We start from the raw sequence: 13024 nt of genomic DNA on the forward strand, positions 1-13024 counted from the left end.
TTAGCTTGACGCCCTCGATAATGGCGTAATGCCGCTACCTTAATGACAATCTATCGCAGGTATAAAAAATAATGATTATCATTTGACACATTCAGTAACGGCCTCTAACTTGTGCTGCGCCCCAGGGAAATCGACTTTTCACAACCTTCGTCGCATAGGCAGAATCATGCAGGAATATGGATCCGTACAGCACAATGACCAGCGTTCGACGCCGACACTCCTGGAAGCTCTACTGGATAACCGTAATACCCTGGTCAAGACCGCAGCACGTATCACCGGCTGTCACAGCCGGGCCGAAGACGTGGTACAGGACGCCTTCCTGAGACTGTCCAAGACGCCGCGCGTGACCCTGCCACTCAAGGCGCACATCAGTTACGTGTTCCGTATCGTGCGCAACCTGGCCATCGACCACTACCGCAAGCAGGCCATGGAGCAGAAGTACTCCGGCAGCGAGGAGGAAGGGTTGAACGTCGCCATTCAGGGTGCCACCCCCGAAAGCCAGAACCTCGATCATGAAACCCTGATGATCATCGATGCTGCGCTCAACCAGCTGCCCCCGCGCACGCGCTACGCCTTCGAGAGCTATCGCCTGCACGGCGTCGCGCAGAAAGACATCGCCAAGGAACTGGGTGTCTCGCCGACCCTGGTCAACTTCATGATCCGCGATGCCATGGTGCATTGCCGCAAGGTGCTGGCCGAGCAGGCCTGACCCTCGTCACCCGCGCTCAACGGGTCCATTGCGGGTCGGTGGTGAAGGCGATGGTCAGCCAGCGGTTCGGCCCTTCCCCGCCGATGGCCTCACCCACTTCGTCACGCACCGCATCCCACTGCGCCAGGGTCCAGGCCGGCCAGTCGGCGGGCACGATGAAGTACAGCTCGATCTGCCGCGCCCGGCCGACCTTGGCCACGTAGGCCTGCCAGGTGATGAAGCCGTGCCGCTCGACCACCTGGGCGGCGACCGAGTCGACCTGATGCTTGAGCGCCGGTGGCGTGACCATCAGCACGTCCGACAGCGCCTGGCGGATGGTGCGTATCGGCATGGGGATGATGATCAGGCAGATGACAGCCAGCACCGCCGGGTCGATGTAGGGGCCCAGCCAGGCCTGTTCGGTGCGCTCCAGCAGGGCGCCAAGCATGAAGGCGATCAGCAACGCCAGAGAGATGCTGCCGGACATGACCCAGGCCTTGGCGTCCAGCGCCACGAAGTCCGAGCGGATCTGCCGGTTGGCGCGAAACTCCAGGGCCGCCAGACCAAAGCAGGCCAGGCTGGTGAGCACGGCATAGACGATGGCGAAGCCGAACTCCAGGTGCCGACCGCCGCTCAGCAGGCTGCCGATGGCGTTGATCAGCGCATACAGCGACACCCCGCACAGCAGCGTGCCGTTGATGCCCAGCACCATCGGCTCCAGGTGCCAGAAGCCCATGTTGAAACGCTCGGCCAGACGCCGGCTGGCCTCGCCTTCGGCGGTATGCCGGCGAATCAGCGTGGCGACGATCAGCGCCAGCACGCTCATGCTCGCATCGGCCAGCGAATACACGCCGTCGAAGACGATGGAGAACGAGCCGGACAACAGCCCGAAGACGATCCCGAAGCCGGCCACCACGACGGTGACCAGGATCGACAGGCGCAACACGGCGCGTTCGTCACGCATCGCTCACACTCCGGCCGACAGCGCTTGCGGGGCCTGACGCTGCAAGGTGTGGCCGGCGAAGTACGCCGGGGTCAGCCAGCGGAACAGCACCATCAGCGCCACGCCCAGCAGCAGGATGACCATGGCGATGATGAACACCAGGCCCAGGCCGCCAATGTGCGAGCCGCTGCCGAACGCCGGCGAGGCACTGTCGATGGCGGTCTGCACGAAGATCACTGCCAGCGCCGCACCGCCGAGCAGCGGGCACAGGCCGCGCAGCAACAGGTGACGCAGGCTGTCGAACAGGCTGTGGCGGAAGAACCACACACAGGCGAAGGCGGTCAGCGAATAGTAGAAGCAGATCATCATGCCCAGCGCGGTGATGGTGTCGGCCAGCACGTTCTCGCTGAGCAGGCGCATGCTCACGTAGAACAGCGCCGCACCGCCGCCAGCGCACAGGGTGGCGAAACGCGGTGCCAGCGAGCGCGGGCAGATACTCGCGAAGCGCTTGGGCAGGGCCTGGTAGTAACCCATGGCGAACAGCGTGCGCGCCGGGGAAATGAAGGTCGACTGCAGCGAGGCGGCGGTGCTGGCCAGCACGGCGATGGACATCAGGATCGCCAATGGCCCCATCACTGGCCCAGCCAGGTGGGCGAAGACGTTCTCCTGAATGGTCGGGTTGCCCAGCCCCAGACCCTCTTCGGCCACGCCGGCGAAGCGCAGCGTGGCGATGGCGGTCACCAGGTACAGGCCGAGGATCAGCAGGACGGTGAGCGCTGCTGCGCGACCGGGTACGGCGTGGCTGCTGACCGACTCTTCGCTGACCGTAAGGCACACGTCCCAGCCCCAGAAAATGAAGATCGACAGCGACAGCCCGGCGGCGAACGACGAAAACGAACCGATGCTCCAGGGGTTGAACCAGTTGCTGTCGAACGCCAGCGCCGGCCCCTGCGGTGCATCGCCGAAGGCGGCGATGCAGAAGCCCAGCAGCACGAACAGTTGCAGGGCCACCAGCACGTACTGCACGCCCATGGTGGTGCCGATGCCACGGCAGCAGATCCACACGGCAATGCCGATGAACACGCAGCAGGTGAGGATGTTGACCCACACCTGGTCGCTGAGGGCGATGATGTCTTCCCGGCCGCTGAGCTGGCCGAGGAACAAATAGAAGAAGTCCACCGCCACCCCGGCCAGGTTGGACAACACGATGGTGGTCGCGGCCACCAGCCCCCAGCCACCGATCCAGCCCATCATCGGTCCGAAGGCCCGCGCCGACCAGGTGAAGGAGGTGCCGCTGTCCGGGTCGGCGGCGTTGAGTTCACGGTAGCCCAGGGCGACCAGCAACATGGGAATGAAACCGACCAGGAAGATCGCCGGCAGGTGCGCGCCGACCTCACGGACCGTGGGTCCGAGGGCGCCGGTGAGGGTGTACACCGGGGCGATGGTGGAGATGCCCAGTACCACGCAGGCCAGCAGGCCCAGGCTGCCGCTGGCCAGCCCCTTGGAACTGGTGCGCGCACGCGTTTCGCTGTGTTGACTCATTCAGGGTCCGCCGTTTTCTTGGAGTTATGGCTGATGGACGAGGCTGAGGCCTGGCACGGTGGCCGGCGCGCCGGGTGGGACCGGCTTCAGCCGCAATACGGGTCAGTTAGGCCGGGTAGCAGCGGCTTCAGCCGCGAAGCGACCGCATGTTCACAACAGATGCAGTGAATTTCCTCGCGCTTTCGCGGCTAAAGCCGCTCCCACCGAGCCACATAACGACTGACTGAACTGCATTGGCTTCAGCCGGGCTTGCCTTTCGCGGCTGAAACCAGGCCTACCGATCTACGCGCTCTGGCGTGCCTTGGCGTACGCCTGGCAGGCGTCGCGGAAGGCGTCGAACAGGCGCAGCGACACCGGGTTTTCGGCGAAGCGCCATTCGGGATGCCATTGCACGCCCAGCACGAAACCGCGCGCGCCCGGCAGCGATACCGCCTCGATCAGGCCGTCCGGCGCCAGTGCTTCGGCACGCAGGCCAGGCGCTAGGCGGTCGATGCCCTGGCTGTGCAGCGAGTTGACCTGGAACTCGGTGTCCAGGCCCAGGCTGTGCAGGACACCACCGTCCTGCACCTTCACGCCATGCACCGGCGCGTACTGCTCGGCCAGCGACTCGGTCTTCGGCTCGCGGTGGTCGAGGTAACCGGGCAGGTCCTGCACGCGCTGGTGCAGGGTGCCGCCGAGGCTCACGTTGAGTTCCTGGAAGCCGCGGCAGATGCACAACACCGGTACGCCCTGATCGATGGCCGCGCGCAGCAGCGGCAAAGTCAGGCGATCACGGTCGGGATCGTGCTGGGTGCCCTCGACACTGGCGGCACCCTGGTAATGGTAGGGCTCGACGTTGGACGGCGAGCCGGTGAACAGGATGCCGTCGAGCGATTGCAACAGCTGGCGCGGGTCGCTGGGCGTCGACAGCGCCGGCAACACCACCGGCACGCCGGCATGTGCGGCGGCCTCGACGTATTTGTCGCCCACCGTGTGGGACGAGTATTTGCCCAGCATCTGCCGGCATGCGGTGACGCCGATCAGGGGAAGACGAGACATGGTGGAACCTCTCATCGAAATTCGAATGAATACCTGTGGGACCGGCTTGAGCCGGGAAAGCGGTTGCCCCTCCCTGCGCGGCTGAAGCCGCGCCTACCGGGAGGGGGATGCCTCACACGCCCAGGCGATCACGCAGCTGGTAGTACGAGGCGCCCAGCGCCGTGAACGGCACGCGGAACAACCGCCCGCCCGGGAACGGGTAGTGCGGCAGGCCGGCGAAGGCGTCGAAGCGCTCGGCCTGGCCACGCAGGGCCTCGGCCAGCACCTTGCCGGCCAGGTGCGTGTAGGTCACGCCATGGCCACTGCAGCCCTGGGAGTAATAGATGTTGTCGCCCAGGCGTCCGACCTGCGGCAGGCGCGACAGGGTCAGCAGGAAGTTGCCGGTCCAGGTGTAGTCGATCTTCACGTTTTGCAGCTGCGGGAACACCTTGAGCAGCTTGGGCCGGATGATCGCTTCGATGTCCGCCGGGTCGCGGGCGCCGTACACCACGCCGCCCCCGAAGATCAGGCGCTTGTCGGCGGTCAGGCGGTAGTAGTCGAGCAGGTAGTTGCAGTCCTCGACGCAGTAGTCCTGGGGCAGCAGGCTGCGCGCCAGTTCATCACCCAGGGGTTCGGTGGTGATCACCTGAGTGCCGCACGGCATGGACTTGGCGGCCAGCTCCGGCACCAGGTTGCCCAGGTAGGCGTTGCCCGCCACCACGACGAACTTGGCCCGTACCTGACCCAGCGGTGTATGCACCACCGGGTTGGGACCGCGGTCGATGCGCGTGGCCGGGCTCTGCTCATGAATGCGCCCGCCCAGACTGGCCACCGCAGCGGCTTCGCCCAGCGCCAGGTTCAGCGGGTGGATGTGCCCGCCGCTCATGTCCAGCATGCCGCCGATGTAGCGGTCGCTGTCGACCACCTCGCGGATGCCCTGCTCATCGAGCAGTTGCAGCTGGTCATGGCCGAAGCGCTGCCAGAGTTTCTGCTGCGCCTCCAGGTGGCCCATCTGCTTGGCGTTGAGCGCGGCGAACACGCCGCCGTCCTTCAGGTCGCACTGGATGCCGTATTTGGCCACCCGCTCACGGATGATGCGCCCGCCTTCGAAGGCCATCTCGCCCATCAGCCGCGCATTGTGCGGGTCGACGGTCTTTTCGATGACATCGATGTCGCGGCTGTAGCTGTTGACGATCTGCCCGCCGTTGCGCCCGGAGGCACCGAAGCCGACCTTGGCGGCCTCCAGCACGGTCACGGAAAAGCCGTGTTCGAGCAAGAACAGCGCGGTAGACAGCCCGGTGTAGCCGGCGCCGATGATGCACACATCGGTCTCGACCGCGTCGCTGAGCACCGGGTATTCGTCATGCCGGTTGCGCGAGGCGGCGTAATAGCTTTGAACGTGTTGCTGCATGGTGTTTTCCTCCGCCTGACGTTACAGCTTGATCCAGGTCGCCTTGAGTTCGGTGTACTTGTCGAAGGCATGCAGGGACTTGTCCCGGCCATTGCCCGACTGCTTGAAGCCGCCGAATGGCGCGGTCATGTCACCGCCGTCGTACTGGTTGACCCACACGCTGCCGACGCGCAGCGCCTTGGCGGTGCGGTGGGCCTTGGACAGGTCGGCGGTCCAGACACCGGCGGCCAGGCCATACACGGTGTCGTTGGCGATGCGGATCGCCTCTTCGGCGCTGTCGAAGGCGATCACCGACAGCACCGGGCCGAAGATTTCCTCACGGGCGATGCGCATGGCATTGTCGACCCCGTCGAACAGCGTCGGCTCCACGTAGAAGCCGCCACTTTCCTGCAGGGTACGCTGGCCGCCACACAGCAGCTGCGCGCCGTCGCCGTGCCCGGCCTCGATGTAACCCAGCACGGTGTTCATCTGGGTGTCGTCCACCAGGGCACCGACACGGGTCTCGGGGTCCAGCGCATGCCCGGGTTTCCAGGCCTTGAGTGCTTCGACCACCATGGGCACGAAGCGATCCTTGATGGAACGCTCCACCAGCAGGCGCGAGCCGGCGGTGCAGACTTCGCCCTGGTTGAAGGCGATGGCGCTGGCCGCCGCCTGGGCCGCCGCTTCGAGGTCCGGGGCGTCGGCAAAGACGATGTTCGGGCTCTTGCCACCGGCCTCCAGCCACACGCGCTTCATGTTCGACTCACCGGCGTAGACCATCAGTTGCTTGGCGATGCGGGTCGAGCCGGTGAACACCAGGGTGTCGACGTCCATGTGCAGCGCCAGAGCCTTGCCGGCGGTGTGGCCGAAGCCCGGCAGCACGTTGAACACGCCAGCCGGAATACCGGCCTCCAGGGCCAGGGCAGCCACACGAATGGCGGTGAGCGGCGATTTTTCCGAAGGCTTGAGGATCACCGAGTTGCCGCTGGCCAGGGCCGGGCCCAGTTTCCAGCTGGCCATCAGCAGCGGGAAGTTCCACGGCACGATGGCGGCGACCACGCCCACGGCCTCGCGGGTCACCAGGCCAAGCTGGTCGTGCGGGGTGGCGGCGACTTCGTCGTACAGTTTGTCGATGGCCTCGGCGCTCCAGCGAATGGCATTGGCCGCACCGGGAATGTCGATTTGCCGCGAATCACTGATGGGCTTGCCCATGTCCAGGGTTTCCAGCAGCGCCAGCTCGTCGGCGTTGGCCAACAGCAGGTCGGCGAAGCGGATCAGGGTGCGCTTGCGCTCGGCCGGGGCCTTGCGCGACCACACGCCACTGTCGAAACGCTCGCGGGCCACGCTGACCGCATGGTTGACGTCTTCCAGGTCGCAACTGGCGACCTGCGCCAACGGGCGGCCGTCGACCGGGCTGAGGCAGTCGAAGGTGGCATCGCAGACCGCTGGCAGGTAATGCCCGTCGATGAACGCGCGGCCTTCGATCTTGAGGTTCTGGAACAGCTGTTCCCAGTAATCACGTTGCGGGATGTTCATGGTCTTCTCTTCTCGGCTGTTCACCGGGCCTGTGGGAGCGAGCTTGCTCGCGAAAGGGCATTCGCGAGCAAGCTCGCTCCCACAGGCCCGGCAATGCATTGCCTGGGTTCAGACGGTATGCAGGTACCAGTTGTATTCGAGGTCGGAGATCGAGGCTTCGAACTCGGCCAGTTCGCTCTCCTTGCAGGCCACGAAAATGTCGATGTAATCGGGGCTGATGTACTGGTTCATGATCTCGCTGTCGTCCAGCTCGCGCAGGGCATCGCGCAGGTTGTTCGGCAGGCTCTGCTCCAGTTGCTCGTAGGAGTTGCCCTCGATCGGCTCGCCGGGCTCCAGCTTGTGGGTCAGGCCGTGATGAATACCGGCGAGGATCGCTGCCATCATCAGGTAAGGGTTGGCATCGGCGCCGGCCACCCGGTGTTCGATACGGATCGCGTTGTCGGCACCGGTGGGTACGCGCACCGCTACGGTGCGGTTGTCCAGGCCCCAGCTCGGCGCGTTGGGCACGTAGAACTGCGCGCCGAAGCGGCGATACGAGTTGACGTTCGGGCACAGGAAGGCCATCGACGCCGGCATGGTTTCCAGCACCCCGGCAATCGCATGGCGCAGCTCGGCATGCTCCTGCGGCGCGTCGGTGGCGAAGATGTTCTCGCCGGTGGCCTTGTCGATCAGCGAGATATGCACGTGCAGGCCATTGCCCGCCTGGCCCGGATAAGGCTTGGCCATGAAGGTGGTGTCCATTTCATGGTCGTAGGCGATGTTCTTGATCAGGCGCTTGAGCAGCACCGCATAGTCGCAGGCCAGCATGGCGTCTTCGACGTGGTGCAGGTTGACCTCGAACTGCGCCGGGGCACTTTCCTTGACGATGGCGTCGGCGGGAATGCCCTGCTCCTTGGCCGCTTCGAGGATGTCCTGCAGGCAGTCGGCGTATTCGTCCAGATCGTCGATCAGGTAGACCTGGGTGGAGTGCGGGCGCTTGCCGGAAATCGGCGAGCGCGGTGGCTGTGGCCGGCCGTTCACGTTCTCCTGGTCGATCAGGTAGAACTCCAGCTCGAACGCCGCGCAGATGCGCAGGCCCATTTCGTCGAAGCGCGCCACCACCTGGCGCAGCACTTCACGCGGGTCGGCGAAGAACGGATGGCCGTCCAGTTCGTGCATGGTCATCAGCAATTGCGCGGTGGGGCGCTTCTGCCACGGCTCGTAGGCCAGGGTGCCGGGAATCGGATAGCAGACCCGGTCCGAGTCGCCGATGTCCAGGCCCAGGCCGGTGCTTTCCACGGTGGAGCCATTGATGTCCAGGGCGAACAGCGAGGCCGGCAGGTTGATGCCACGCTCGTAGACCTTGTGCAGGCTGGGGCGCTCGATGCGCTTGCCGCGCACCACACCGTTCATATCGGAAATCAGCAAGTCGACGAACTGGGTCTCGGGGTGAGCCTGCAGGAACTCACTGACTTCATTGGAGACAATGGCGCGCGGGGATACCGACGACATGATTGAACACCTTCTGGTTTTTGTGGGACGTCAGAGGTGGCAGGAAGAACAAGCAGGCGGCGCGTTGAAGAGTCGGCGGCATTCTTGATTTTTTTCTGCCATTCGCCCCGAAAAGTTACTTTTTTTACGGCTTTCTCGCCGTGACTGCCGATTTGTGCTTGGCAGTGCAGGCTCACTGTAAATTACAATCCCTGCAATAAATATTGGCGTTTTGGCAATACGAGTTTGCATCCATGCAATATGAAATCAACCACAACGACCTCAGCCTGGTGCTCGCCCTGGTACGCGGACGCTCCTTGGCGCGGGCTGCCGAACTGCTGCAGGTGGACATCTCCACGGTGTTCCGCTCGATTCGCCGGCTGGAGAGTGCGCTGGGCAACGCGCTGTTCGAAAAGAGCCGGCGCGGCTATGTACCCACCGATGCCGCACAGGCTATCGCCGAGCAGGCCGAGCGCGCCGAACAGGCCCTGGGCGCGGCGCGCATGGCCCTGCGCCAGGGCGAACAGGTGGTCAGCGGCACGGTGCGCCTGACCTGCACCGAAGCCGTGTTGCACAGCCTGATGCTGCCGGCGCTGGCGCGCTTCATGCCGAACTACCCGGCGCTGAACCTGGAGCTGGCGACTTCCAACAACTTCGCCAACCTCAGCCGCCGCGATGCCGACATCGCCCTGCGCCTGACCGACACGCCGCCCGAGCACCTGGTGGGCCGCCATCTGGGCGACACTGCCTATGTCATCTGTGGGCGCCCGGACTTTCGCCAGGCGCTGGAAAAGGACCCGACCTCGGTGCCCTGGGTCGCCCCGGACGACTCCATGCCCGACCATGTTTCGGTAATCTGGCGTGAGCGCACCTGGCCGAGCATCGTGCCGCGCTACCGCTGCAGCAGCATGTCGGCGGTCTCGGAACTGGTCAGCGCCGGCCTGGGCGTGGCCGCCCTCACCGACTTCACCGCCCGCGACCTGCAAGGCGTGGAAGCCTTGAGTGCGCCGCTGGAAGGCTGCAACACCGGCGTGTGGCTGCTGACCCGCCCCGACTGCCGCGCCCTGCGCTCGGTGCAGACACTGTTCGACGAGCTGACCCCGCTGCTGCGCGAAGCGCTGCAATGAACAGGATGCGCCCCTCGCGGCTGAAGCCAATACCCTTCGACTGGCTCTTGTTGGAGCTTGCTCGCGATGGCTACATCACGTTCACAGCAGATGCATGAGGTTTGCTGACCTGTTCGCGAGCAAGCTCTCCAACAAAAACCGGGACGCACTTAACTGACCGGTAGTGCGGTTGAAGCCGGTCCTACCGGTGCGGTGCGGCTGATTCCTCTACAGCGACAGGTTCACCGGCGTAGGCCCCGGTGTGTGCCGCGAGCCGGCGCCCATCACCAGCACCAACGCACAGCCAAGCAGGATGGCCACGGATGACACCACGAAGATGGTCTGCCGCCCGTCGCCCTGCAGCAACAGCGCCAGCAGCGTCGGCGCGGAGGCGGCGGCCGATACCTGCACCACCCCGACCAGACGGGTCAGGCGCCCACTGGGGTCGTGGGTGACCACCGAGGACATGTAGTACGACAGCGCCAGGTTCCAGCCCAGGTTCATCAGGAACACCGCCAGCGCCAGGTCGGTGATGTCATGGATGCGCGCGGCCAGCAGGTAGATCGACAGCAGCACCACCAGCGAACCGATGAGGATCATCGGCAGGCGCCCCAGGCGATGCCCCAGCAGGCTGGGCAGCGCCGCACCCGGCAGGCCGCCGAGCAGGCCGATGCTGATCGCCCAGCCGATGTCCACCGGGGCGATGCCGGCGTCGGCGCCGATGCCCTCGACGAAGCCCCACAGCGAATAGATCGCCACCTGCAGCAACAGCATGCCCAGCAAGGCACAGACGCCCAGCAGGGTCAGCCCTTCGCCACGCGGTGCACGCACCACCGGTGTTTCTTCCAGTTGCGCGGCGGGCAGGCACAGGCAGGCCAGGCAGACCAGGGCGAACCAGGCCGCGAGAAAGCCCATCGCCGCACCGAAGCCCAGGCGCTCGGCGATTATCGGCAGCACCGCCGCGCTGAAGGCGAACAGCGCGGTCTGCAGGAACAGCAGAAAGCCGAACGAGCGGTCCGGCCCGCTCATGCGGCCCAGGCAGTAGATGGCGTAGGAATACAGCAGGCCCGAGGCGAGGCCGGAGCCGAAGCGCAGCACCAACAGGTGGTCGAACTGCCCGACCCAGGCGGTCAGGCCATTGCACAGCAACAGCAGCAGCCCGCTGCTCAGGCCGATGGAGCGCGCGCCCAGGTAGCGGATCATGGGCAGGCACAGCAAGGTGCCGACGATCGAGGCGCACATTTCTGCCGACATGGTCCAGCTCTGCTGCACCAGGGTCAGGCCCAGGCGTTCGGTGAGCAGGCCGATGAAGATCGGCTGTACGCCGATGGCGAGAATCGAGGCAGCGGCAATGAAGATGCACGCGGCGCGCACGGCAAATGACTGGTTCATTTCAGTACCCATCCTGTCTGGCCGCCCTGAGGGCGATGATGCCAGCGTCAACGAAGCGATTGAATGTATGCCGTACGCCGATTCAGGCCTGGCGATAGCAGTCGATGACCACGCGGGTTTCCCCGGGGTAGGTCACCCGTCCAATGAAGGTGTCCTGGGTCAGCCAGGCGAGCCGGCCGGCCGCCTGGAATACCGGGGTGCAGGTACAGCGGTACTCGGAGACCGGAATGGGCCAGATGCCGTCGGCCTCCAGCTGCTTGCCGCGTTCGGTGAGCAGCAGCAGGCCACGGTTATGAATGTTGATCAGCTCACCCTGGTCGCTGCGCAGGCTGTAGCGGGCGTCCAGGTCGCCGACGCCGTCGTGGCGCAGCAGGAAGAAATCCGCGCCGCCGGGCAGCACTTCGCCCTGCAGTTGCGGGCCCTCGAAGCGCCCGCCAAGGATCCGGTAATTGCTGCGCAGCCCGTCGGCGCAGCGCCCCAGCGCATCACCCGGCGCGATCTCGACGTCCAGGCGCATGACCGGCAGCAGCCGGGGTGTTGCACAGACGTCATCAAGACTCGTCATGTTCGCTCTCCCGTGAGTGCCGCCGCTCAATAGCGGTAGGTGAAGTACAGTTCCAGGGCATCGAAGCGCTGGTCGTTACCGAACACCTGCTTGGCGGCGGCCTGGGGCTTGACCCTGTTGTAGGACAGCGAGGCGTACCAGCGCGGTGTCGGCGTCCAGTCCAGGTAGACGGCGGTCTCGTCGGCGAAACGCCGGTCACTGACCGCCGCGCCCTGGAAGTTCTTCTCGTCGAGCCAGAACTGGTAGTGGATCACTCCCAGGGTGAAGGCTTCGTTGAGACGGTTCTTGATGGAGAACTGCTGAACCCGCTCGTTGCTGTTGAACAGCAGGTAGTTGCCCACCACGTCGCCGACCAGCCAGGTGCTCCAGTCGACGAAGCCCTTGGCCAGCGGATCCCAGGCTTTCTGGCGATTGTCGGCAAGGTTGTCGTCGCCGGAGAACACCGCGTAGCGGTAGCCCAGGGTCGGGGTGAACGGCAGTTGCTGGAAGCTGTAGTCGGCCTGGGCGTACCAGGCCTTGGCGTCATAGTCCACGCCTTCGCCGCTGCCGCGCTCCACGGCATATTCGGCGTTGAGGGTCAGGTCCGGCACGCCAGGCAGCTTGCCGTTGAGCGCACGCAGGTTATAGACCTGCATGCCATCGCGCCGCGCCGTGGTACCGCGGCGGCCCAGGGCATCGACTTTCAGCGCGGTGGCACCGAGGGTCACCTGCTGCTGCAGGTCGTAGTCGAGGTTGACACCGTTGAGGCGGAAGTCGCCCATGTGGTCGTCGACCCGCAGGCTGAAGGCCTGGGCCTGCAGCGGGCCGTGGTTCCAGGCGAGGATCGCCGAGTCCCTGAATGCAGTGCGCGGGCCCAGCCAGTAGGCGCCGTCGCCAAAGGCGTCGAGGTTGCCGTCCATGACGATGAAGCCGGTGCCGATCTTGTAGTTCTGCCGCCCGGCGGTGAACTTCCACTCACCGGCACGAAAGCCGGCGTACAGCTCTTCGGTGGTGGTGTTGCCGTCGGAGCTGCGGGTGAAGCCCCCGGCATCGCCATCGCCCAGGGTCTTGGAGGCCACCAGCGAACCACCCGCCAGCAGGCTGAAGTCGTCGCTCAGTGAATAGTCCAGGGTGATGCCCGGTTTGAGGTAGAACTCTTGCCAGCCGATCTTGCTGCCGTCGCGCCGACCATTACGCAGGTCGACCCGGCCAGCGCCGAAGTTCACCCCGCGGGTGGTGACGGTGGCCGCGCCGCCGGTGAAGTTCAGCTCCCCCTTGAGGTTGCCGTCTTCGAAGGTCTCGCCAGCTTCGACCGTTGCGCTGGCCACGGGCAGGCCGAGCGCGAACAGCACGCAGGAAACACGCGTTCTTGCAGACATCATGTAAAGCTCCTGTG

The 13024-nt window shown here is 65.2% G+C and carries 11 protein-coding genes; 2 read left to right on the forward strand and 9 right to left on the reverse strand.

What is annotated here, in order from left to right; all coding sequences use genetic code 11:
• The first annotated feature begins 166 nt into the window (after positions 1-166).
• The gene (locus QZ497_RS08290; RefSeq protein WP_295473027.1) at positions 167-709 is read left to right on the forward strand and encodes an RNA polymerase factor sigma-70; all 543 of its coding nucleotides are present in this window, start codon (positions 167-169) and stop codon (positions 707-709) included.
• A 16-nt stretch (positions 710-725) separates the two neighbouring features.
• Here QZ497_RS08290 and QZ497_RS08295 read toward each other — a convergent pair whose 3' ends face one another.
• From QZ497_RS08295 to QZ497_RS08320, 6 genes are all read right to left on the reverse strand, one after another.
• Positions 726-1652: a cation transporter gene (locus QZ497_RS08295; protein ID WP_295473029.1), complete on the reverse strand. Its 927-nt coding sequence runs from the start codon at positions 1650-1652 to the stop codon at positions 726-728.
• Positions 1653-1655: 3 nt separating this feature from the next.
• Positions 1656-3173, reverse strand: coding sequence for an APC family permease (locus tag QZ497_RS08300; RefSeq protein WP_295473031.1), 1518 nt, complete (start codon positions 3171-3173; stop codon positions 1656-1658).
• A 282-nt stretch (positions 3174-3455) separates the two neighbouring features.
• On the reverse strand, positions 3456-4211 hold the full coding sequence (locus QZ497_RS08305; protein ID WP_295473033.1) for a gamma-glutamyl-gamma-aminobutyrate hydrolase family protein: 756 nt from the start codon (positions 4209-4211) through the stop codon (positions 3456-3458).
• 112 nt (positions 4212-4323) lie between these two features.
• Positions 4324-5601 (reverse strand): FAD-binding oxidoreductase, encoded by a 1278-nt coding sequence (locus tag QZ497_RS08310; protein ID WP_295473035.1) that lies wholly within the window; start codon positions 5599-5601, stop codon positions 4324-4326.
• 21 nt (positions 5602-5622) lie between these two features.
• Complete coding sequence (locus tag QZ497_RS08315; RefSeq protein ID WP_295473037.1) at positions 5623-7116, reverse strand: aldehyde dehydrogenase; 1494 nt, start codon at positions 7114-7116, stop codon at positions 5623-5625.
• Positions 7117-7224: 108 nt separating this feature from the next.
• Complete coding sequence (locus QZ497_RS08320; RefSeq protein ID WP_295473039.1) at positions 7225-8607, reverse strand: glutamine synthetase family protein; 1383 nt, start codon at positions 8605-8607, stop codon at positions 7225-7227.
• Between the two features lie 233 nt (positions 8608-8840).
• Here QZ497_RS08320 and QZ497_RS08325 point away from each other — a divergent pair, with 233 nt between their 5' ends.
• Entirely contained in the window at positions 8841-9713 is an 873-nt protein-coding gene (locus QZ497_RS08325; protein ID WP_295473041.1) for a LysR family transcriptional regulator, read from the forward strand.
• Between the two features lie 207 nt (positions 9714-9920).
• On the opposite strand, the gene QZ497_RS08330 is transcribed toward QZ497_RS08325, so the two are convergent.
• The 3 genes from QZ497_RS08330 to QZ497_RS08340 all read right to left on the reverse strand — a co-directional run bounded on the left by QZ497_RS08330 (position 9921) and on the right by QZ497_RS08340 (position 13007).
• Complete coding sequence (locus QZ497_RS08330) at positions 9921-11084, reverse strand: MFS transporter (RefSeq protein ID WP_295473042.1); 1164 nt, start codon at positions 11082-11084, stop codon at positions 9921-9923.
• An 82-nt stretch (positions 11085-11166) separates the two neighbouring features.
• Positions 11167-11649 (reverse strand): DUF3237 domain-containing protein, encoded by a 483-nt coding sequence (locus QZ497_RS08335; protein WP_295473044.1) that lies wholly within the window; start codon positions 11647-11649, stop codon positions 11167-11169.
• Between the two features lie 26 nt (positions 11650-11675).
• The gene (locus QZ497_RS08340; RefSeq protein ID WP_295473229.1) at positions 11676-13007 is read right to left on the reverse strand and encodes an alginate export family protein; all 1332 of its coding nucleotides are present in this window, start codon (positions 13005-13007) and stop codon (positions 11676-11678) included.
• Between the last annotated feature and the right edge of the window lie 17 nt (positions 13008-13024).

The organism is uncultured Pseudomonas sp. (assembly GCF_913777995.1).
In the GTDB taxonomy this organism is placed as follows: Bacteria; Pseudomonadota; Gammaproteobacteria; order Pseudomonadales; family Pseudomonadaceae; genus Aquipseudomonas.

Coding starts and splice junctions, on each gene's coding strand:
- QZ497_RS08290 (WP_295473027.1), top strand. CDS start 167: ATGCAGGAATATGGATCCGTACAGCACAATGACCAGCGTTCGACGCCG.
- QZ497_RS08295 (WP_295473029.1), bottom strand. CDS start 1,652: ATGCGTGACGAACGCGCCGTGTTGCGCCTGTCGATCCTGGTCACCGTC.
- QZ497_RS08300 (WP_295473031.1), bottom strand. CDS start 3,173: ATGAGTCAACACAGCGAAACGCGTGCGCGCACCAGTTCCAAGGGGCTG.
- QZ497_RS08305 (WP_295473033.1), bottom strand. CDS start 4,211: ATGTCTCGTCTTCCCCTGATCGGCGTCACCGCATGCCGGCAGATGCTG.
- QZ497_RS08310 (WP_295473035.1), bottom strand. CDS start 5,601: ATGCAGCAACACGTTCAAAGCTATTACGCCGCCTCGCGCAACCGGCAT.
- QZ497_RS08315 (WP_295473037.1), bottom strand. CDS start 7,116: ATGAACATCCCGCAACGTGATTACTGGGAACAGCTGTTCCAGAACCTC.
- QZ497_RS08320 (WP_295473039.1), bottom strand. CDS start 8,607: ATGTCGTCGGTATCCCCGCGCGCCATTGTCTCCAATGAAGTCAGTGAG.
- QZ497_RS08325 (WP_295473041.1), top strand. CDS start 8,841: ATGCAATATGAAATCAACCACAACGACCTCAGCCTGGTGCTCGCCCTG.
- QZ497_RS08330 (WP_295473042.1), bottom strand. CDS start 11,084: ATGAACCAGTCATTTGCCGTGCGCGCCGCGTGCATCTTCATTGCCGCT.
- QZ497_RS08335 (WP_295473044.1), bottom strand. CDS start 11,649: ATGACGAGTCTTGATGACGTCTGTGCAACACCCCGGCTGCTGCCGGTC.
- QZ497_RS08340 (WP_295473229.1), bottom strand. CDS start 13,007: ATGTCTGCAAGAACGCGTGTTTCCTGCGTGCTGTTCGCGCTCGGCCTG.